Origin of the sequence: Micromonospora sp. NPDC049891, from assembly GCF_040660295.1 — a bacterium.
In the GTDB taxonomy this organism is placed as follows: Bacteria; Actinomycetota; Actinomycetes; order Mycobacteriales; family Micromonosporaceae; genus Micromonospora.
Genome location: NZ_JBFAML010000010.1, coordinates 92,706 through 110,700 on the forward strand (window position 1 = coordinate 92,706; position 17,995 = coordinate 110,700).

The window sequence follows — 17,995 nt, forward strand, 5'->3', positions numbered from 1 at the left end:
CTGAGCTGCCGGCATGGCCTGCGGCCTGTTCTCTACCTCTCGCCTGACGCAACTCCGCAGCGCGCGACTTGGAGCATCAGCAGGAGGCCGAGGTGAGCGACAAGCCGTACACCGACGCCGACGTGGAGCAGACCGCCGCCATGGTTCGCGCCCGTATCGGCTGGCCGATCTCCGCTGGCGAAGCCGGCACCATCGTGACCGCCACGCTGGATGCGCTGGTCGCCGCCGGCTGGCAGCCACCCGACCGGGCCGAAAAGACGCGCCACATCCTCGAAGTGCGGGACGGCGGCTGGACGGTTCATCACCCGCGCGGCTGCGAGTTGGCCGAGTTCGGTTGCCGGGTGAGTGCCGCCGCTGAGGAGTCGGCGGGGATGCCGTCGTCGGTGGCGGGCCGGTATGCGTGCTGGGTGGACAGCATCGATGGCCGGCTGCGCATCAGCACGGACCGCGCGGAGGTGGCCTGCTGTGACCGCCTCACCTGACCCGCACCCCGACTGCCGGCATGAGTGGCACAGCGCCGACGGTGGCCCGTGCCCCGGCTGCGGTTGGGACTCCCACCCCATCCCCACCACACCCCCAGAACCCGCCGGACTCGGCCCGTGGGACCGCTACGACGGCTGCGGCCGATGTGTGCTCGTAGCCGCGATCGACGGCCCGGTGCGCGCCACACAGGCTGATTGTCCGCAGCACGGCATCCACATGGCCGGGGGTGGCCTGTGAGCCTGCAACCGGGCGAGGTCGACTGCGGTACCGCCGACGACTGGTTCTTCGCCGGACGTGAACCGAGCGACGCCGACAACGGCGGATGGTCCGACCCCGAACTGTGGGCTGGTTTCCCGATGGTGGAACCGCCCGACCTGACCCAAACCGAAGCCTGAGGAGGCACCAATGACCGACACGAAAACCGACCCCATGAACGCGGCACTCACGCTCGCACCCACCCCCGAAACCGGCGCCGACGTCACCGCCGACACGTGGATCCGCCACTACGCCGCCCTGGCATTGGCGGCGTACGCCACGAACCGCATCGAGTGCCGCAACTTGCCGCCCAACCCGCAGCCGGGCTCCCGTCCGGACATCGGCTACCTCGCGCTGCTTGGCAGCTCGGCCACCGCCGCCGCTGCTGCGCTGATGTACACCGAGGATTACGCGCCCGAGGTCATCTGGGGGTTGACCCCCGAGGTAGGGGCGTTCAACGGCGAATGGGAGGAGTGGCTTGCCGATGTGCTGGTGAGGCGTGGCATCAACCCGGCGGACATCGACCCTGACTTGGATCCGGCCGATTTCGCTCCGGCGGTGCCCGCATGACTACCGCGACTGGCCTGCCGGTGGAGCGGTACCGCCGTATCTCCACCGCCGTTGACACGATGCTGTGGGACGGCACCCCCGAACGCGCCCGGCACATCAAGGCGTGGACCGGCCGCCGCGACGACGGTGTACGCCGGTTCCTGCTGCCCGCAGACAGCACCGAGCAGTGGGAGCAGGCCCACGTGTGGAACGAGCAAGAGCAGAACTGGTTTCCGGTGCCGGTCGGGCATCGGATTGTGCGCGGACGGCTGGGCGAGTTCTACGCCGTCAGCCCCGACGCGATCCAGGCCACCTACCGGCGAACCCGGCTGGGTGCGGTGGTCGCGATGCTGCGCAAGCTGACGGGAGGCCGACTGTGACCGCGACACCAGTGACAAGCCCGTTCCCGCTCGACTCCGCCGGTCGGGCCCGCCAACGCGCCGAAATCCGGGCACGGCTGCTCGCCCAGGCGGAACGGGACATCGCCCAGAACAGCCGCAGCATGAAGTGCAGCGGGTGGGGTGGCGCGCACTGGCCGCAGCACGCCGATGTTGAGGGTGGCTGCCGTAACGACGGATCCACCTGCATCTGCGAATGCCACGACCGGGAGACAGGGGCGACGTCGTGACCGACACGACCCGCGCCGCCGACGACTACACCACGAGTGTCCTCACCTCACGGTGGACTGCCGTCCCTGAGGACACTCTCGGCGGCTGGTGTGTGACCTGCAACGGCCTCACACCCGCGAACGGTGGTGTGACGGTCGCCGACATGGTCACCCGTGAACTGGCGGAGCGTATCGCCGAACTGCACAACGCGGCCCTTGACGGGCGGCTACTGCCCGCCGGTACCGACACGGTGGAGCAGTTCAACACCCGCCTCTACCGTGGCGACACGCTCATGGAAGAACCCGACACGGCGCAGACCCGTGCTCACGCTCAAGCTCGCGTCGACTGGCATGACCAGAAGCGGGCCGAGGATCCGTCGTGGCCGGGTCGGGCGGTGCTGGTGCGACGCTTCCAGCACACCACCCCGTTCGAGCCGGTGGAGGTGAAGCCGTGACCGGGCGAGACGGCAGCGACATCGACCTGTTGGAAGCGTTCGCAGGCGTGCGGATCAAGTTCTGGAAATGCCCGATCTCCGGCCACTCGCGCCGCAACAGCCCCGACGGCTGGCCGGTGGTGACGGTCGAGTGGGACGGCGATGTTGCCCGCTGCACCGCCCCCGACTGTGGCCGCACCAACCAAACCCAGGAGTCGCCGTGACCGACAATCCCCGAATCGTGGTGCCGATCGTCGTCGAACGGTGGAAGGTGGCACTACCCCACGGCACGCTGAAAGGCATCAGCGAAGCCGATGCGCGCCGTGAAGCCGCCCTGTACGGCGGCACGGTCGCCCGGCAGACAGTCACCCTGATGCCCGGCGGTCGCGAAATCCTGGACCCGTAGACGGCGGTGCCGCTGTGACCGGCCGCCCGACCGTGGCCGAGGTCGTGTCCAGAGGCCGCACCCTGCTCAACGCGCTCCTATACCAAGGCAACCAGACACCCGACGTAATGGAAGCCGCACGCCAGTTGGGGCAGGTCATCGACCGCTACGACACGGCGAGGCCGCCGCTCGTGTGCTGCCGGTACTGGCGCACCTCCGGCGGACAAACCCACAACGTCGACTGCGCGCAACGCGGCGACGGCAGGTGGCCGCTCACCGTCCCGTACGAGCAGGCCGCCCAACTCGTCAACCAGCAACGCAACCGCACACTCAACCCGAAAGGCCAACCGTGACCACACTGCCCGACCCGGATTGCCGCCGGGGCTACACCTACGACCAAATGGAAGCGATCCTCGCCGGGCAGACCGACGCCTTCGGCCGGTGGATGCGCGGGCAGACGTTGGCTTTCTGCGACGGCATCGAATACGACTACGAGTCGAAGGCGCACAAGCCGACGGGCTGCGGCCCACACGGTCCGGTGGTGTACGGCCATGACCTGCGCCGGTTCCTCGCCAACCTGGCACCGCTGGACTGACGATGACGCTGCCGCTGCTGCCGGGCCACCCACCCGCCTACTGCCGAGGCTGCCACCGCCCCATTCCGGTTGGCCCGGTCATCGACGGCTACGGCATCGAGTGCGCCCGGCAGCGCGGCCTCACCCCACCAACCTCACCACGCATGCCGGACATCTTGCCGCAGGATGGTCCGTCGCTGTTCGACTGGCAGGAATGTCCGCCCGAAAACGACAAAGAGACACCCGCCAGAGGCGCTCCACAGTGAGGTCAGGCGCATGCTGAATGCGGCACACAACGCGTACAATAAACAGGTGCCGACCAGCGAAAACGCCACCCTCACCGCACTACGCAAGGTCGCCGACCCCGTCCAGCGGGCAGCCGCATGCCACGAATTCGTCACCAACGGACGCGAGACGCTGCGGCTGGTCATGCTGGAACGCGACAACGCCATCCGCGACGCCCGCCAAGGCCGGCATCCGGAAGCGCGCACCATCGACGGGCTCGCCGCACGTATCCGAGCAAAACGGAACGTGATCGTGGACGCGCTCAGGAAACGAGGCAGCGAGTGACCAGCGAATCCCGGCCGTGGCGGGAGGCTGGCGAACCCGAAGCGGTTATCGAGCGGACCGGCCGATGGTGGCATCTGGTGTACGTGCGCCACGGCCTCATCCGGTGGGCGCCGAGCGGGAACGGTTGGCATGTGTTCGGTGCCAAGCGAGCCAACCGGAAAGCCCGCAAGGTGCTCGCCGCCTACACGCGTCTGCTAGAGAAGCAGGCGTTCCGGCGGGTGGTGCGGGCAGGCGGCGAAACCTTTGTCGAGCGGGCCGAGCAGGAGGTGTGGATGCCGTGACCCACGAGCTGACGGCGTGGCTTACCAAGCAGATCGACGACGCCGAAACACGCACACGGGAACTGCTGTACTGGGCGCAGCAAACCATCCTCACCCTCAAAGAACCGAGGCTGCTGGGCAAAGAAATCCCCGGCTGGTATCACTGGCCCGCCGTCGAACGGGCCTGCACGGAACGGCTCGCCGAACTCGCAGCGATGCGGCAGATCCTCGCCGACCACGCGGCGGACGTGCACCGCTGCGACGGCGGAGACTTCGCCACCGGGGACGACTGCCCGATCAAGCAGCAGATGGCCGCACCGCACGCCGCGCAGCCCGGCTACCGCACCGAATGGGGACCGCAGTGACCGACGTCCGCTGCTGGTGGTGTGGTGTCGAACCCGACACCGTGATCGAAGACTGGCGGCTCAACCAACCCCACCCCGACCTGATCTACAACTGGCCTGCCGGCGACCATCAGCATGCGGTCACACCACCCAGCCCACAGCAGTTGGAAGCGGACGGACACGACACCCTGCGGCGAATCATGGAGGCGCTGTAATGCCCTACTGGCTTGAAGTTGCGCTGTGGGCGGTTGCCGCACTCATCGGCGGGGCGATCATCCTCACCCCGATCGGGGCATTGTTCTACGCCCTGTTCGGCTACATGGAGGGCACCACCAAACTCGACGAAACCCGCCACCAACTGCGCATGGAACGCATCCGCGCCGGGCTATCACCTGATGGGAGCGGGAGGCGGTTGAACCGATGACCGACATTCTGAGCCGCATCGACTCAACTATCGACGGCCGGTGCCCTTGCGGTGCCGACCCGCGCCCCGGCTCCCCCTACTGCGGCCCCGACTGCGAACCCACCCACCACGCCGCCGACACCGACACACGCGAGTCCGGCCACTACGCCACCCCGATGCGCTGGCGGCCCGACCTTGTCACCGCCACCGACGACACGGACCTGATTCCGATCGGCTCGCAGCGGTGCGGCTACACCGGCCGCCACAACGCGCAAATCTTCGAGCGGGCATCCGATCCCACCGTGTGGCATCTCCGCCTAGACGACGGACACCGCTACGTTGGCTGCGACCTCACCGACATGGGCGGCCGGCAAGACCCCATCACCCTCGAACAGGCGGCCCGCATCCACGGCACGTGGCAGCGGTTGGAACGCGAGCTGGGCAACAGCCGCCACCTCGAACCCGACAGCGACCCGTGGGCCGACGTCATACCCACCACCAATGACTGGCATCGGTTCCCCTGGACCCTCCGCCGCCGCTGCGCCCGATGCGGGACACGTCGGCCCCCACTTGACGGCAGGCGCGCAACCCTCCACCCCACCCCAGCCATGTACGCGCAGACCAGCGAGCTTTGGGCCACCGGCGACGCCGACATCGAACACTGCCAACTGTGCGCCGGCTGCCGGGCACCGTTCCCCGGCCCGCCGCTGACCCTGACCGTCCTCGCCAGCCCCACCCGTCTGCGGCTACGCGTACAGATCGAAGCCGCCGGGTACCGCCAAGCGCGCGCCCACTTGCAGGCGGCAGCGGAATCCGACGTCGACCGCATCGTTAGGGCGTTGCCAAGCACCGTCGAGCGTTTAGAGGTGCGAATGCTCGGCCAAATCCGGGCGTTGGACGCCTACCGCAGCCGCGTCATAGCCGACATCGAAGGCCGGATCATGGACCCGCGCGAACTGTTCCGCGCCAGCATCACCTAGACGGTGGCGGCCCGACCCCTCCCCAGGTTCGGACCGCCACCCACCAACTACCCCCGCCCCCAAGCGAAGGGTTCCCCGCCAGCCTAACCAGCACCGTCCGGGGGGACCACCATCATGACCGACACCACCGACAGCGGCCGGCACTGCACATCCGACACCCGCTGCCGCGCATACAACACCATCACCAAACAGCCAGCCGACGTCACCAGCCTGCCGTTGTGCGACCCGTGCCTCACCGCCGCCCACCGGGACATCCGCAACCTCATCTACGACTACGTAGACCTCGAACAGCTACAAGCCCCCACCCTGTCCCAAGCCCTCAACATGCAGCCCGCCGGGAAAGCCGCCCCACCCATGCCACTCAACGGGGCCGCCGAAGCCCTACAAGCCGAAATCGTGCACGTCGCCACCACATGGGAAGACGTCGTCCGCGACCACACCAACCTCACCCCCCGCCCCGGCGGAACCATTCGGCCCGGCGCCGCACTCCAAACCGCCATCACCACCCTCACCACACACCTACGCGCCCTCGCCTCCGTCGAAGCCGCCGACGTCTACCCCACCGGCTGCGAAGACACCCCCACCACCCTCACCGGCTGGGAAGCCATCCACCACCTCCAACACCTCCACCAACGGGCACGGGGCATGCTCGGCCGCACACACCGCACCACCCACCTACCCGGCACCTGCTCAGGCTGCGGCCAAGACCAGTTGCACCGCGACGAACCCCGCCACGCAGAAGACCCCTGCGACGTGTACTGCGCCGCATGCCACACCACCTGGCCCCACGACGACTACCAGCAATACGTCACCCAGTTGGTGTGGCCCACCCGCAGCCGGGCTGCGGCATGAACCCCGACCTTGACCGGCAGCCCGGCCGCAACCGCTGGCCCCACCCCGGCGACAACCCCCTAGTCCGCGCACGCAAAATCGCCCACATGTACCGGGCACGTCTCCGCGCACTAGACGCGGATGCCTGCGACGACGCCGACCGCACAGCCCAACAGTTCGGCGAAACGTGGGCCGTCCCCAAAGTCGTCACCGCCGACGACGACGACCTGCTAGACCCCGCCGACGCCGCCGACTTCCTGTGCACCTCCACCGCCAACATCCGCCGTCTACGTCTCGCCGGACGACTCAACGGCGAACACACCACCAGCGGATGGCGATACCGAGTCGCCGATTTGAAAGACCTCCAACAGAACCGGCCTCGCACAGGTGTTGCGCAGGTCGAGGCGTAAGGGCTACGCTGCGCGCGAATCCCGAAGTGTCTCTTCGGTCAGATTCGGAACTTCGCCAAAGCCCGCCTGAGCCTCACCGCTCGGCGGGCTTTCGGCATTCCGGGAGGCTCACAGTGGCCTACGACGACCTGCACGTCACCCCCGTCGGTGACCTCATCGACCACACCACCGACGACACCTGCCTGTGCGGACCCCGCCCCGAGCGCGTCACCCGGGCGGACGGCTCCGACGGATGGCTGCACATCCACCACTCGCTGGACGGACGCGAACACAAGGAGCCGCAGTGAGCAGCGACCCGCACCGCGTACCCCTCGCCAAGGTTCTCGACTTCCTTCGCGACCTCGGCCTGGATCCCGTCGACCCGTCGACCCTCCGCAGCGTCACCATCGGCCCAAGCAAAGTCGAAGTCGTCCGACACAGGCTCGACGATGACGGCCACAGCTACACGGTCGGGCCCGGCGAAGTTGCCACCGAAACCGTCACCCTCGCACTCGACCCCGACGCCTAGACAAGGGCGGCCCTCTTCAACGAAAAGATCCCCTATGGCGAACCCAAACCCCGACACCACCGGCCGCGACAACGCGCCACGCTGCACGAAGCTGCGGCAGCGAGACCGGCAACCATGCCGGGCAGTCGCCGTCCGGGGCACCGAACCGCCGGCCTGCCGCAAGCACATGGGTCGGGCGGTCGTTGCGGTGCGCGCCCAGGAAGCCGTTCGGGAAGCCGTCGTCGAATGGGGTCTGGGTGACACGCACGTAGACCCCGGCGAGCTGCTACTGCGGCTGGTGTCGCAGTCCGCCACTCGGGCTGCCGCCTACGCGGCCGAGCTGGAACGGATCGTTGCCGACAAGGACGGCGACCTGCGTAAGGCGCTGACCGGTGACACGTACACCGTCACCGCCGAGGGTGATCCGGTGAAGACCGGCGAGTACGTGCGGGCCATCACCAAGTTGGAAGCCGACGAACGTGACCGTGCTGCCGGTTTCGCGGCGAAAGCGGTTGCGGCGGGTATCGCTGAGCGGCAGGTGCGGCTGGCTGAGCAGCAGGGCGCCATGCTGGCTGAGGTGATCCGGCGCATTCTGGGTGATCTGAATCTTTCCGCTGAGCAGTCGGCGCGTGTGGCTGAGGTGGTGCCTCGGCATCTGCGGGCCGTTTCCGGCTGACCGTTCGGCCGATGTGTGGCGGGCTTCGTGGTCTGGGCGGGTAGTCAACTGATCGGCTAGGTGATGGCTGTGACGATGGCTCCGGTGTCGCCGTGGGAAGCCGCTGCCCGCATGTTCGAGCCGCCGAAGCCGGGGCAGGTGTGGGCGTCGCCGGGCGAGCTGGCGCGGGCTGTCGACCCTTCGACGGTGCAGACGCCGGCCTTGGATCTGATTGATGCGGCGTTGGTGGATGTGGAGGCCGGCGCATGTGACCGGCTGATCATTTCAATGCCCCCACAAGAGGGCAAATCGACCAGGGTCACTAAAATCGGGCCGTTGTGGGCGTTGACCCGCAACCCTGACCGGCGCATCGTCGTCGTCTCCTACAGCGCCGACCTTGCCAACGAGTTCGGCCGCGACATCCGGGGCCACATCACCGCCAACCAAGGCGAAGACGGCACCCTTGACCTCGGGCTGCGCATCGCACCCGACAACGGCTCCGTGTCGTCGTGGAGAATCGCCGGACGTCGTGGCGGGGTCCGATCGATCGGCCTGAGCGGCGGAATTACCGGACGCCCCGCAGACTGGCTTTTCATAGATGATCCGGTTGCCAACCGGGAACGCGCCGAATCGGAGGCGTACCGGCGGCAGGCGAAAAGCTTCTGGACCTCCACCGGCTCGACGCGTCTTGCCCCCGGCGCACCGGTGGTGCTGATCCTCACCCGCTGGCATGAAGACGACCTCGCCGGGTGGCTGCTCGGTCGGGAAGACGGCCACCGCTGGCGGGTCATCAACATTCCAGCCCAGGCCGACCACAACCCGGACCGGGGTGAAACGGATCCGCTTGGCCGGCTGCCGGGTGAGTACATGCGGTCGGCGCGCATCAATGAGCACACCGGCCAGCCCCGCTCGGTGACCGAGTGGGAGCAGGTGAAGGTTCAGGCCGGATCCCGCGACTGGCAGGCCCTGTATCAGGGTCGCCCGTCGCCGCCTGAGGGTGGGATGCTGCGGCGCGACTGGTGGCAGTTCTACGACAACCCGCAGTGGACCGACCGTGGTGATGGCGCGCGGTGGGCGCACGGCTTCGATGAGCTGATCGCTTCGTGGGATATGGCGTTCAAGGGCACCGGCGGCGCGGACTACGTGTGCGGGCAGGTGTGGGGGCGTCGCGGCGCGTCCGCGTACCTGCTCGACCAGGTGTCTCGGCGGATGACGTTCGTGGAGACGTTGCAGGCGGTGCGGCTGCTCGCGGCTCGCTGGCCTCAGGCGACAGCGAAGTTGGTGGAGGACAAGGCCAACGGCACGGCGGTCATTAACTTCCTGAAACGTTCGGTGCCGGGGCTGATTCCGGTGGAGCCGGACGGGTCGAAGTCGGCTCGGGCTGCTGCTGTGTCGCCGCTGATTGAGGCGGGGAACGTGTTCCTGCCGGCACCGGAGCTGTGCCCGTGGGTTGACGGCCTGATCGAGGAGGCCGCCGGGTTCCCGAACGCCGCCCATGACGATCAGGTGGATGCGATGTCGCAGGCCCTGAACAGGCTACTGATCAACCCGATTCTGGCGGGCGATGACCTGTACGTGGATGAAGAGGACGACGGGTTCAGCATCTCGCTCGTGTGACCTGGGGGTGGCTGGTGTCTGAGGTTGCCGCTGTCGCCGAGGTTGCCCCGTCTGCCGAGGTCGAGTTGCAGGCGAAGATGCAAACCCTGCTGACCCGTCTTGAGCAGGAAGCCAACAACAACGAGCTGCTACAGGAAACGGTCGCGGACCTGCAACGGGCCCTGTATGAGCCGGGTTGGATTCATCTGACGGCGCAGGGCGAGCACGAGTTTTCGCCTGAGGCGCTTGTGCAGATGCGGGCGATCTGCCGCCTGTTTGCTATCAAGTCGCCGCTGATCCGCCACGCGTTGAACCTGCGCAGCTCGTATGTGTGGGGTCAGGGTGTGGAGATCACCGCCCGCGCGAATGGGCGTGAGGACGGGCAGCAGGATGTGCAGGGTGTCGTTCGGGCGTTCCTCGACGACCCCAGCAATCAGCGGACGTTCACCGGCGCCAACGCACGCGACCAGTTGGAGACGTTCGGTCTGGGCTGCGACGGCGAAGTGTTCCTGGCCTTGTTCACCCGTCCGGCTACTGGTCGGGTGCAAACGCGGGTGTTGCCGGCCGACGAAATCGCCGAGATCATTTGCGATCCGGAGGACGCCGACACGCCCTGGTTTTATCTGCGCCGCTGGACCCATGTTGGCCGTGATGGTTCCGGTAACCCGGTGCGGGAGGTTCGGAAGCGCCTGTATCCGGCGATCGACTACCGGCCCGCATCGAAGCCCACCATGTACGCCGGTACGCCGGTCGACTGGTGGTCACCTGTCCTGCATGTTGCCGTCAACCAGCCGTTGGGTTGGCGGCGCGGCATCCCGGACGCCTACCCCGCGTTGGATTGGGCGAAGGCGTACAAGGAGTTCCTGGAAGACTGGGCCCGTTTGATGCGGTCCCTGTCCCGGTATGCGTGGAAGGCCAGCGCACCGGGTGGCCGTAACGCCGCCGTCCGCACCCGCCTTGCTGCCGCCCCGTCCCGTGATTCGGCGACTGGTGAACCGAACCATGCTGGGGCTACGGCGGTGCTGCCGCCTGACGTGCAGTTGGAGGCGGTCTCCAAGTCCGGCGCCACGTTGGATTCGGACTCTGGACGTCCGTTGGCGGCGATGGTTGCCGCTGCCTTCGGTTTGCCGGTGACGATGCTGCTCGGCGATCCCGGTTTGACTGGTGCACGTGCCACCGCCGAGACGTTGGATGATCCGCTTGAGCGGGGTATGACGCAGCGGCGGGATGTGTGGGCGCAAGTCCTGCACCGGGTGTTCCGCTATGTGATCGCCGCATCTGTGGAGGCACCCAAGGGACGCCTCAAGGGTGCGGTGATCGTGGATGACTGGGGTCAGCAGGTCATCCGTCTGGACGGTGACACGGATCCGACGATCGACATTGACTGGCCGCGCCTGGATGACGTGGACATGGGCAAGGTCGTCACGGCGGTCGTGGAAGCGTCCGGCACGGGCACGGTGCCGCCTGAGGTGACGTTGCGGCTGCTGCTGACCGCACTTGGTGTGCGCCGCGTCGACCAGATCATGGAGCGGTTGACGGGTGACGGCGGCGAGTTCCTGTGGCCGCAGCCTGCGCCACTGAACACGCCGGCCGCTGCGACGAGGCAGGGCGGTGATCCGGCGACGTCCGGTCCGGGCCCGATGGTGCCCGACGACGAACCGGATGAGCCGCCCGTCGAAGAGGCCGCCGTCGAGCAGTTGGCGTTGCCTCTCCCCGGGCCGGCGACACCCAAGGGCAGACGTAGGCGGGGGTGAACAAGTCGTGTGGCGGCATGTACAGCGGCGCCTCGGAATCACTGAGGTGCTGACAGCACTGCACAGGCAGGAGATCAGGATGGGCAAGTTCGGTGACGAGATGAACGACCTGCGGCTGCGGCTCGACGGGCTCGCGGAGGCTCAGGCCGCGTCGTCGACCAACCTGCGGGACGCCATCGGCCGTCTGGAGGACCGGGTACGCGAGTTGCAGGACGGTGACCTGAACGAGGAGCAGCAGGCGCTGGTGGACGCCATCAAGGCGGACGTGGATGCGCTGCGTGAGGCCGCGTCGGCTGCGGATGACGGCTACGAGCCGCCGGTGGTGGAGCCTGCCCCCGTTCCGGGTGTGGAGGGTGAGCCGGCTCCGGGTTCGGTGGAGGACCGGGAGCGCGGCGGCATCTGACGGCCGGTCGTGTCGCGTTGGGGTGGTCGTACAGGTCGGCCACCCCAACACCAAGTCTGGGGAGCAACTGACATGCGTATCGGCGACACCGTGCACTATGTGTCATTCGGAACGCCCGGTGGTGAGTTCCCGTCGGTGTGCCGTGCAGCGACGGTCACCGAGCACGGCAGCAAGCATCTGCTCGGCCTGTGCGTCGTCAACCCGACCGGCCTGTTCTTCCACCCGCTCAGCAGCGGCGGATGCGAGTACGACACGGCGATCGGGCGCACCCCGCGCGGCGGCACCTGGCACGGCATGGACGAATGCAACCCGGACGGGTCGGCGATGGCCCGACTGTGGTCGGGTGACAGTTCGGGTATCAGCCCGTTCCGTCACGGCACGCAGACGATGGAGACGCGGATGGAGTCCGGCTACGAGCAGCCCTCAACGTCGCTGAACCCCGCCGCGCCGTTGGAACGCCCCGATGGGGAGCCCACGTGAGCCGGATGCTTCGGGACGAATGGGTGACCACGACGGCCCCGGAGTAATACGGCAACAGCCTGCACTGGCCGGCATGCCGTGTAGCCGCTTGCACCGGCTGCCTGCCGCCGCTGCCCCCGCTGGTTGAGCAGCCTCGCCCTCAACTGGACCTGAGTCTGTTCCGCAAGCGGGGCAAACGCTCGGACGGCACCTGATGGCCGGCGAGAATGGGCGCCCGCTCGGCGAGTTGAGAGATTCCGGCCTGCTGTGGCTAATCAACGCCGCCGTCTTCCACCCTCGCGGCTACGCCCTCGCCCTACATGTCGATGACGGCGGTGACGTGACCGGCTGGTCGCTGATGGGCGACGGATCCGAGCCGTGGCAGTACGGCGACGACATGCACGAACGGTTCGCCGCAGCCGAGCGGACGCTACGCGAGCAGCGGTAGCAGCCGGGGGTGACCGGTGGCTGTCACCTCCCGAACCCTGCAACTGCTGCGCGCCATGCGAACCGCTGTCGGGCAGCACGCCGACGACGCCGTACGCGACCTGGCTGAGCAGTGGACGCAAGCATGGCAGCGCATCGCCCCGTCGTGGCGTGAGGCTGTGGATCTGCTGGTGGCGTGGGCCGCCCAACACGGTCGCTGGCCCACCCCGGTCGAGATCGGCCGCATCGAACAAGTCCCCGCCGCGCTCGACGCGACCACGGCCGAGTTGGACGGCCTGACTGCCGCAACGATCGTCACGGTCACCGCAGCCGCCGGGCTCGCAATCGCCGCCACCGTCGAGGCGGAACCACACGTCATCGCGTCGCAGGTGCCGGCCGCCTACCGGGACGACATGCGGCAGCGGGTCGCACAGCGGATCCTCCCGTCGGCCCTGGATGTGATCCGCGTCCGGGTCGGGCAGGCCATCACCGCGCAAACCCGCCCGCTGGGTGCTGATGCTGCTGCCGCTATCCGACGCGAGTTGGTGCGCGGGGTGCGGTTGGGTGACAACCCGACCGTTGCGGCGCGGCGTGCTGTGGCAGCGGTACAAGGCGCGTTCGAGGGTGGCAGCAGCCGGGCTGCCGTGATCGCCCGCACAGAGACGTTGGATGCGTACCGGACGGCATCGCGGTACGCCCACAGCGTCAACGCGGACGTCTTGGATGGCTGGCAATGGCTGGCGACAGTCAATGGCAAAGGCGCGGCTCGGACGTGCTCTAGCTGTTGGGCGATGCATGGCACAGTGTGGCCACTAGACACGCCGGGCCCTCTCGACCACAACCAAGGCCGATGCGCGAGATCCCCGCGAGTCAAGCCGTGGCGCGAACTCGGATTCGACGTGGACGAGCCCGCCGACGCCATCCCCGACCGGCAAGCCGCGTGGGACGCCCTCTCGCCCGCGCAGCAGCGGCAGGTGATGGGCACCCGACGTCTCGCCCTGCTCCGCTCCGGTGCCGTCGGTTGGGACGACCTGGCCGTGTTGCGCACCAACACCGCATGGCGGGATTCGTATACGCCCCGCCCGGTTTCTGACCTCGAACGGATCGCCGATCAGCGGCGACAACCCTGATTGCGGGAGGCGATCCCGAAATGACTGCTGTGCGTGTGCGCGGCTTCTCTGATGAGGCGTTCCGCCGTGCGGTCGCCGAGTCTGCTCCGGCTGTGCTGGACGAGCCGGAGGTGGAGACGCCGGATTCGGTCGAGCCCGATACGGCCGAGATGGTGCCGCCGGTCGAGGATCCGCCGGACGTGGCTGCGGAAGCCGCCGACGATGAGGAGCCCATGACCGAGGCGGACACGATTGCAGCCCGTGGTCTGAAGTACTGGACGGTTGGTAAGGGTGGGACTGTCACTGTCCGCTGGAATACGCCGGGTGATCATGGCCGGTGCGAAAGGGCACTGACGGGCAAGGTCGCCGATCCTGCCGCCTACTGCGCAAAGCTGCACAAGATCATGACCGGGGTGTTTCCCGGGGACAAGCGCAACGTCGGCGCAGGCGAGGACGACGCCGACCAGCCCGCGCAGACCAGCGTCCAAGAGGCCACCGTCGGCGGTGCGACCGTCACCGGCACCGGCCGCATGCTCGTCCGCCTCATCCGCGCCGGTGTCTCCCTCAACGGCAACGCCTACCCCGCCCACGTCCTGCGTGCCGCCGCCGAAAACCGCGCCTGGGCGAAGGGCTGCCTCACCTTCGTCGATCACGCCACCGATGAAGAGGACGCCGCCCGCCCCTCCGGGTCGATCAAAAACCTGGCCGGTGCGCTCACCGAAGACGCCCGCTGGGACGAAGAAACACAGTCGCTGGTGGCTGAGGTTCAACTGTTCCACCCGTGGCGCGAAACGTTGACGAGCATGGCCGAACACATCGGCATGTCCATCCGAGCCTGGGTGACCGGCGACCGGGGCGAGTACGAGGGCCGCGAATGCTTCGTCGTCGAGCGCATCGAGTCGGGAAGGTCGGTCGATTTCGTGACGAAGCCAGCAGCCGGGGGCGGCATCATTTCGGTGCTCGAATCCGTCGGCCATCGGATCCCCGCCGATGAGGCCGCGAACGTCGGGCAGTGGCTGGAATCCCGTCTGCATCTGCGGCTCACCGAGCTGGGTGACGAGATGTACGGCGACGGTCGTCTCACCCGCGATGAGCGGATCGCACTGTCGGCTGCGATCGGGGATGCCCTACAAGCGTGGGTTGCCCGGGTGCAGTCCGATGCGCCGCAACTGTTCGAGCGTGGCCTGTGGCAGAACCCGCCCGAGCCGGCGTCCGCACAGACGGAAGAGACGGCACCCGACACCGGACCCGCCGACACCCCGCCCACCGAGGCGCCCACCGAACCGGCCGACATCACGTCGGCCCCTGATGACGTGACGGACGGCGCCCCGCCGACCGCACCCAACCCACCCACTAAGGAGGAACCCGCTATGTCGGGAACCACGACCGGCACGCCGCCGGTTGAGGCGGGGACGGCACCGGTCGTCGACACCGCCACCACCGCGCCCGCCGCCGAGGCTGCGCCGCGTGTGGATGTGCAGGCGCTCGTCACTGCCGCACTCACCGAGGCCCTGGGCCCGGTCACCCAGCAGCTCGCCACCGTGCAGCAGGCCCTCACCGCGCAGGAGTCGGAGAACCGGGCGCTGCGGAACCGTGCCGCCGCCACCGAGGCCGTGAGCCGGGCGCTGCGTGCCCCCGAGCACGCCGACGTCGCCGCGCAGATCGGCGGCCGGGTGACCGCCCGGATCCTCGACGCTGTTCCGACCACCGCTGAGGGTGTCGTCGACACGACCGCCCTCGACGAGCGGATCGGCCAGGTCGTCGCCGATGAGGCCGCCTACGTGCGGCAGGCCCGCGCGGAGGCGCTGGAAGCCGCCGGTGTCGGCCAGCCGTACGGGCTCGGCCAGCGGGCCGAAGAGTCGGCCAAGGATGACGGCTTCGAGCAGGAGATGACCGAGTTCTTCGGTGCGCTCGGTCTTTCCGAGGCCCAGTCGAAGATCGCCGCGAAGGGGCGTGCCTGATCATGGCCGAGAACACCGTGTACATGTGGACCAAGAGCCTGCCGCTCGTCTGCTCCCAGCCGACCACCCCGCAGTCCGGTGACCCGGTCATCTGCGGGCAGATCCCCGGCGTCGCCCTCACCACCGAGGACTCCAACGGTGTCACCACCGTCGCACTCGACGGCGTGTTCGAGCTGTCGGTGAAGGGTGAGACGACCACTGACGCGGCTATCGCCGTCGGCGCGATCGTCTACTACGACTCGGCCGCCACCCCCCACAAGATCAACGCTGACGCCACCAACGGCGTGAGGTTCGGCTACGCCCTCGCCGCCGTGTCGTCCGGGGCGACCACCACCATTCCCGTTCGCGTCGGCTACTGAGGAGTCCAGCGCACATGACTACCGCACTGCTCGACGCTGGCACCACGACGCTGGGCCAGCTCGACACCTACCAGGCCGGCACCGACAGTGCCGGCACCAACAGCATCTACAGCAGCGAAGGCACCCTGCTGTCCGGGAACCGGCGGCAGCGCCGCCAGGAGTCCCGCGACTACCGGCAGAAGCTGCTCGGCCTCACCCGCCTGTACCGCAACATGCTGGAAGGCGACCGGCGTGCCGCGCTGGCCTTCCAGGAGGCCATGTCCCGGTCGGACTTCACCGTCCTGTTCGGCGACGTGATCGACCGGCAGATTCTCGCCGCCTACCAGACCCGGCCTGTGCAGTGGAACATGTTCGCCAAGCGTGGCCGGGTCCGTGACTTCCGGTCGGTGAAGCGGTTCACCCTGGACGGCGGCGAGGCTGTTCTCAACCAGGTGAAGGAACTGGCCCCGTACAAGGTGCGGAAGGTCACCGACGGTGCCTACGAGTACAGCGTGGCGAAGTTCGGTGACCAGATCGCCGTGTCGTGGGAAACCATCGTCAACGACGACCTGGATGCGCTCACCGACCTGCCGACCCGGCTCGGGAACGCGGCCCGCCGTACGGAGGAGCGGTTCGCTGCCGCCCTGTTCTCCGACTCGTCCGGCCCCAACTCGACGTTCTTCTCCACGGCGAACCGGAACATCATCAACTCGACGGTGATCGGGTCGACGGTGACGGCGAACCCGCCGCTGACCATCGGTGCGGTGCAGCAGGCCATGCAGGTGCTCGGCCAGCAGAAGGACTCCGACGGCGGGCCGATCTTCGTGGAGGGTGTGACGTTGGTGGTGCCTCCGGCGCTGGAAGTGCCGGCGATGAACATCATCAACGCCACGGAGATCGAGGCGGCGTCGGGTGGCGGCAACGGGTCGGCGAACGACCAGTTGCGGGTGACGAACTGGATGCGGAACCGTGTCCGGGTTGTGGTGAATCCGTGGCTGCCGATCGTCAACACCACCTCGGGTAACACCGCCTGGTACCTGTTCGCGGACCCGAACGTGGGCCGCCCGGCGATGGAGATCGGGTTCCTGCTCGGCCACGAAACCCCCGAACTGTGGGTGAAGTCGCCGAACGCGATGCGGGTCGGTGGCGGCCCGGTGGCGCCGGAGGAGGGCGACTTCGAGCACGACGCCGTCCAGTACCGGGTTCGTCACGTTTTGGGCGGGACTCTGATGGACAGCAAGAGCGCGGTCGCCTCGACCGGGGCGGGTAGCTGATCGTGGCCCGTCCTCGTCCGATGGTGACCCCGTACGGCATGGACGGGCCGATCCTCGCGGAAATCCTCACCGTGCTCTGCGACGTGTACGACATGCTGGATGCCCGGCTCCCCCAACCCGCTACAGCGGATGGTGGGGGGCCGGGCGGCCCGGTGCCCGTGTCGGAACCCGACCCCGACCGGCCGCCGTCACCTGAGGTACGGCCCGTGGCCGAGCCGGCCTCGGACAAGCCGGATACCGACGATGATGAAGACGAGCCGGTGAAGGTGTCGGAGCCGACCCCGGACCTGCCGCCCCCGCCGCCGCGCTCCGGGAAGGGCTCGGGACTTGATGCGTGGCAGGCGTTTGCCAACGTCGCCAAGGTCACCTACCCGGCGGATGCGGGACGGGCGGACATCATCGCCGCCTGCATCGAGGCCGGTGTCATCCCCGAACACGACTGATTGGC

General features: G+C 68.1%; 32 protein-coding genes. All 32 read left to right on the plus strand.

Annotated features, from left to right (window positions below; all coding sequences use genetic code 11):
• Positions 1–92 precede the first annotated feature (92 nt).
• The 32 genes from AB0I71_RS15395 to AB0I71_RS15550 all read left to right on the plus strand — a co-directional run bounded on the left by AB0I71_RS15395 (position 93) and on the right by AB0I71_RS15550 (position 17,990).
• Positions 93–482, plus strand: a complete 390-nt coding sequence (locus tag AB0I71_RS15395; RefSeq protein ID WP_357584933.1) for a hypothetical protein — start codon at positions 93–95, stop codon at positions 480–482.
• Positions 483–716: 234 nt separating this feature from the next.
• On the plus strand, positions 717–878 hold the full coding sequence (locus AB0I71_RS15400) for a hypothetical protein (RefSeq protein WP_357584935.1): 162 nt from the start codon (positions 717–719) through the stop codon (positions 876–878).
• 10 nt (positions 879–888) lie between these two features.
• Positions 889–1,308: a hypothetical protein gene (locus AB0I71_RS15405; RefSeq protein WP_357584937.1), complete on the plus strand. Its 420-nt coding sequence runs from the start codon at positions 889–891 to the stop codon at positions 1,306–1,308.
• Positions 1,305–1,667 carry a hypothetical protein gene (locus AB0I71_RS15410; RefSeq protein ID WP_357584939.1) on the plus strand — a complete coding sequence of 121 codons (363 nt, stop codon included), beginning with the start codon at positions 1,305–1,307 and terminating at the stop codon, positions 1,665–1,667. The genes AB0I71_RS15405 and AB0I71_RS15410 overlap by 4 nt, the downstream gene beginning before the upstream one ends.
• Entirely contained in the window at positions 1,664–1,915 is a 252-nt protein-coding gene (locus AB0I71_RS15415) for a hypothetical protein (RefSeq protein WP_357584941.1), read from the plus strand. The genes AB0I71_RS15410 and AB0I71_RS15415 overlap by 4 nt, the downstream gene beginning before the upstream one ends.
• Complete coding sequence (locus AB0I71_RS15420; protein ID WP_357584943.1) at positions 1,912–2,349, plus strand: hypothetical protein; 438 nt, start codon at positions 1,912–1,914, stop codon at positions 2,347–2,349. The genes AB0I71_RS15415 and AB0I71_RS15420 overlap by 4 nt, the downstream gene beginning before the upstream one ends.
• A complete protein-coding gene (locus AB0I71_RS15425) occupies positions 2,346–2,552 on the plus strand; it encodes a hypothetical protein (RefSeq protein ID WP_357584945.1) in 207 nt (68 codons plus the stop codon). Before AB0I71_RS15420 ends, AB0I71_RS15425 begins: the two co-directional genes overlap by 4 nt.
• Positions 2,549–2,734 carry a hypothetical protein gene (locus AB0I71_RS15430; RefSeq protein ID WP_357584947.1) on the plus strand — a complete coding sequence of 62 codons (186 nt, stop codon included), beginning with the start codon at positions 2,549–2,551 and terminating at the stop codon, positions 2,732–2,734. Before AB0I71_RS15425 ends, AB0I71_RS15430 begins: the two co-directional genes overlap by 4 nt.
• 14 nt (positions 2,735–2,748) lie before the next feature.
• A complete protein-coding gene (locus tag AB0I71_RS15435) occupies positions 2,749–3,066 on the plus strand; it encodes a hypothetical protein (RefSeq protein WP_357584949.1) in 318 nt (105 codons plus the stop codon).
• A complete protein-coding gene (locus AB0I71_RS15440) occupies positions 3,063–3,308 on the plus strand; it encodes a hypothetical protein (RefSeq protein ID WP_357584951.1) in 246 nt (81 codons plus the stop codon). Before AB0I71_RS15435 ends, AB0I71_RS15440 begins: the two co-directional genes overlap by 4 nt.
• A 2-nt stretch (positions 3,309–3,310) precedes the next feature.
• Positions 3,311–3,553 (plus strand): hypothetical protein, encoded by a 243-nt coding sequence (locus AB0I71_RS15445; RefSeq protein WP_357584953.1) that lies wholly within the window; start codon positions 3,311–3,313, stop codon positions 3,551–3,553.
• Positions 3,554–3,599: 46 nt separating this feature from the next.
• The gene (locus AB0I71_RS15450; RefSeq protein ID WP_357584955.1) at positions 3,600–3,857 is read left to right on the plus strand and encodes a hypothetical protein; all 258 of its coding nucleotides are present in this window, start codon (positions 3,600–3,602) and stop codon (positions 3,855–3,857) included.
• A complete protein-coding gene (locus AB0I71_RS15455) occupies positions 3,854–4,138 on the plus strand; it encodes a hypothetical protein (RefSeq protein WP_357584957.1) in 285 nt (94 codons plus the stop codon). The genes AB0I71_RS15450 and AB0I71_RS15455 overlap by 4 nt, the downstream gene beginning before the upstream one ends.
• A complete protein-coding gene (locus AB0I71_RS15460; protein ID WP_357584959.1) occupies positions 4,135–4,482 on the plus strand; it encodes a DUF6221 family protein in 348 nt (115 codons plus the stop codon). The genes AB0I71_RS15455 and AB0I71_RS15460 overlap by 4 nt, the downstream gene beginning before the upstream one ends.
• On the plus strand, positions 4,479–4,676 hold the full coding sequence (locus AB0I71_RS15465; protein WP_357584961.1) for a hypothetical protein: 198 nt from the start codon (positions 4,479–4,481) through the stop codon (positions 4,674–4,676). The genes AB0I71_RS15460 and AB0I71_RS15465 overlap by 4 nt, the downstream gene beginning before the upstream one ends.
• Positions 4,676–4,885, plus strand: coding sequence for a hypothetical protein (locus AB0I71_RS15470; RefSeq protein WP_357584963.1), 210 nt, complete (start codon positions 4,676–4,678; stop codon positions 4,883–4,885). The genes AB0I71_RS15465 and AB0I71_RS15470 overlap by 1 nt, the downstream gene beginning before the upstream one ends.
• The gene (locus tag AB0I71_RS15475; protein WP_357584964.1) at positions 4,882–5,844 is read left to right on the plus strand and encodes a hypothetical protein; all 963 of its coding nucleotides are present in this window, start codon (positions 4,882–4,884) and stop codon (positions 5,842–5,844) included. The genes AB0I71_RS15470 and AB0I71_RS15475 overlap by 4 nt, the downstream gene beginning before the upstream one ends.
• 114 nt (positions 5,845–5,958) lie before the next feature.
• On the plus strand, positions 5,959–6,696 hold the full coding sequence (locus AB0I71_RS15480; RefSeq protein WP_357584965.1) for a hypothetical protein: 738 nt from the start codon (positions 5,959–5,961) through the stop codon (positions 6,694–6,696).
• On the plus strand, positions 6,693–7,085 hold the full coding sequence (locus AB0I71_RS15485) for a hypothetical protein (protein ID WP_357584966.1): 393 nt from the start codon (positions 6,693–6,695) through the stop codon (positions 7,083–7,085). Before AB0I71_RS15480 ends, AB0I71_RS15485 begins: the two co-directional genes overlap by 4 nt.
• A 113-nt stretch (positions 7,086–7,198) precedes the next feature.
• On the plus strand, positions 7,199–7,372 hold the full coding sequence (locus AB0I71_RS15490; RefSeq protein ID WP_357584967.1) for a hypothetical protein: 174 nt from the start codon (positions 7,199–7,201) through the stop codon (positions 7,370–7,372).
• Positions 7,369–7,593, plus strand: a complete 225-nt coding sequence (locus tag AB0I71_RS15495; RefSeq protein WP_357584969.1) for a hypothetical protein — start codon at positions 7,369–7,371, stop codon at positions 7,591–7,593. Before AB0I71_RS15490 ends, AB0I71_RS15495 begins: the two co-directional genes overlap by 4 nt.
• Before the next feature lie 187 nt (positions 7,594–7,780).
• Positions 7,781–8,248 (plus strand): hypothetical protein, encoded by a 468-nt coding sequence (locus AB0I71_RS15500; RefSeq protein ID WP_357584971.1) that lies wholly within the window; start codon positions 7,781–7,783, stop codon positions 8,246–8,248.
• 75 nt (positions 8,249–8,323) lie between these two features.
• Positions 8,324–9,844, plus strand: a complete 1,521-nt coding sequence (terL, locus tag AB0I71_RS15505) for a phage terminase large subunit (protein ID WP_357585249.1) — start codon at positions 8,324–8,326, stop codon at positions 9,842–9,844.
• 14 nt (positions 9,845–9,858) lie between these two features.
• On the plus strand, positions 9,859–11,577 hold the full coding sequence (locus AB0I71_RS15510; protein WP_357584973.1) for a hypothetical protein: 1,719 nt from the start codon (positions 9,859–9,861) through the stop codon (positions 11,575–11,577).
• Positions 11,578–11,656: 79 nt separating this feature from the next.
• Positions 11,657–11,980 carry a hypothetical protein gene (locus AB0I71_RS15515; protein WP_357584975.1) on the plus strand — a complete coding sequence of 108 codons (324 nt, stop codon included), beginning with the start codon at positions 11,657–11,659 and terminating at the stop codon, positions 11,978–11,980.
• A gap of 72 nt (positions 11,981–12,052) precedes the next feature.
• The gene (locus AB0I71_RS15520) at positions 12,053–12,460 is read left to right on the plus strand and encodes a hypothetical protein (RefSeq protein ID WP_357584977.1); all 408 of its coding nucleotides are present in this window, start codon (positions 12,053–12,055) and stop codon (positions 12,458–12,460) included.
• A gap of 193 nt (positions 12,461–12,653) precedes the next feature.
• A complete protein-coding gene (locus AB0I71_RS15525; RefSeq protein WP_357584980.1) occupies positions 12,654–12,887 on the plus strand; it encodes a hypothetical protein in 234 nt (77 codons plus the stop codon).
• 157 nt (positions 12,888–13,044) lie between these two features.
• Positions 13,045–13,995 carry a hypothetical protein gene (locus tag AB0I71_RS15530; RefSeq protein WP_357584982.1) on the plus strand — a complete coding sequence of 317 codons (951 nt, stop codon included), beginning with the start codon at positions 13,045–13,047 and terminating at the stop codon, positions 13,993–13,995.
• A 92-nt stretch (positions 13,996–14,087) separates the two neighbouring features.
• Positions 14,088–15,935, plus strand: coding sequence for a hypothetical protein (locus AB0I71_RS15535; protein WP_357584984.1), 1,848 nt, complete (start codon positions 14,088–14,090; stop codon positions 15,933–15,935).
• 2 nt (positions 15,936–15,937) lie between these two features.
• Positions 15,938–16,294: a DUF2190 family protein gene (locus tag AB0I71_RS15540; RefSeq protein ID WP_357584986.1), complete on the plus strand. Its 357-nt coding sequence runs from the start codon at positions 15,938–15,940 to the stop codon at positions 16,292–16,294.
• Between the two features lie 14 nt (positions 16,295–16,308).
• Positions 16,309–17,547, plus strand: coding sequence for a Mu-like prophage major head subunit gpT family protein (locus AB0I71_RS15545; protein WP_357584988.1), 1,239 nt, complete (start codon positions 16,309–16,311; stop codon positions 17,545–17,547).
• A 20-nt stretch (positions 17,548–17,567) separates the two neighbouring features.
• Positions 17,568–17,990, plus strand: a complete 423-nt coding sequence (locus tag AB0I71_RS15550; RefSeq protein ID WP_357584990.1) for a hypothetical protein — start codon at positions 17,568–17,570, stop codon at positions 17,988–17,990.
• Positions 17,991–17,995 lie beyond the last annotated feature (5 nt).

What these genes read in the sequence shown, in the direction of transcription:
- AB0I71_RS15405 (WP_357584937.1), top strand. Translation starts at nt 889, where the DNA reads ATGACCGACACGAAAACCGACCCCATGAACGCGGCACTCACGCTCGCA.
- AB0I71_RS15410 (WP_357584939.1), top strand. Translation starts at nt 1,305, where the DNA reads ATGACTACCGCGACTGGCCTGCCGGTGGAGCGGTACCGCCGTATCTCC.
- AB0I71_RS15445 (WP_357584953.1), top strand. Translation starts at nt 3,311, where the DNA reads ATGACGCTGCCGCTGCTGCCGGGCCACCCACCCGCCTACTGCCGAGGC.
- AB0I71_RS15470 (WP_357584963.1), top strand. Translation starts at nt 4,676, where the DNA reads ATGCCCTACTGGCTTGAAGTTGCGCTGTGGGCGGTTGCCGCACTCATC.
- AB0I71_RS15475 (WP_357584964.1), top strand. Translation starts at nt 4,882, where the DNA reads ATGACCGACATTCTGAGCCGCATCGACTCAACTATCGACGGCCGGTGC.
- AB0I71_RS15480 (WP_357584965.1), top strand. Translation starts at nt 5,959, where the DNA reads ATGACCGACACCACCGACAGCGGCCGGCACTGCACATCCGACACCCGC.
- AB0I71_RS15485 (WP_357584966.1), top strand. Translation starts at nt 6,693, where the DNA reads ATGAACCCCGACCTTGACCGGCAGCCCGGCCGCAACCGCTGGCCCCAC.
- terL (WP_357585249.1), top strand. Translation starts at nt 8,324, where the DNA reads ATGGCTCCGGTGTCGCCGTGGGAAGCCGCTGCCCGCATGTTCGAGCCG.
- AB0I71_RS15515 (WP_357584975.1), top strand. Translation starts at nt 11,657, where the DNA reads ATGGGCAAGTTCGGTGACGAGATGAACGACCTGCGGCTGCGGCTCGAC.
- AB0I71_RS15520 (WP_357584977.1), top strand. Translation starts at nt 12,053, where the DNA reads ATGCGTATCGGCGACACCGTGCACTATGTGTCATTCGGAACGCCCGGT.
- AB0I71_RS15525 (WP_357584980.1), top strand. Translation starts at nt 12,654, where the DNA reads ATGGCCGGCGAGAATGGGCGCCCGCTCGGCGAGTTGAGAGATTCCGGC.
- AB0I71_RS15540 (WP_357584986.1), top strand. Translation starts at nt 15,938, where the DNA reads ATGGCCGAGAACACCGTGTACATGTGGACCAAGAGCCTGCCGCTCGTC.
- AB0I71_RS15545 (WP_357584988.1), top strand. Translation starts at nt 16,309, where the DNA reads ATGACTACCGCACTGCTCGACGCTGGCACCACGACGCTGGGCCAGCTC.
- AB0I71_RS15550 (WP_357584990.1), top strand. Translation starts at nt 17,568, where the DNA reads ATGGTGACCCCGTACGGCATGGACGGGCCGATCCTCGCGGAAATCCTC.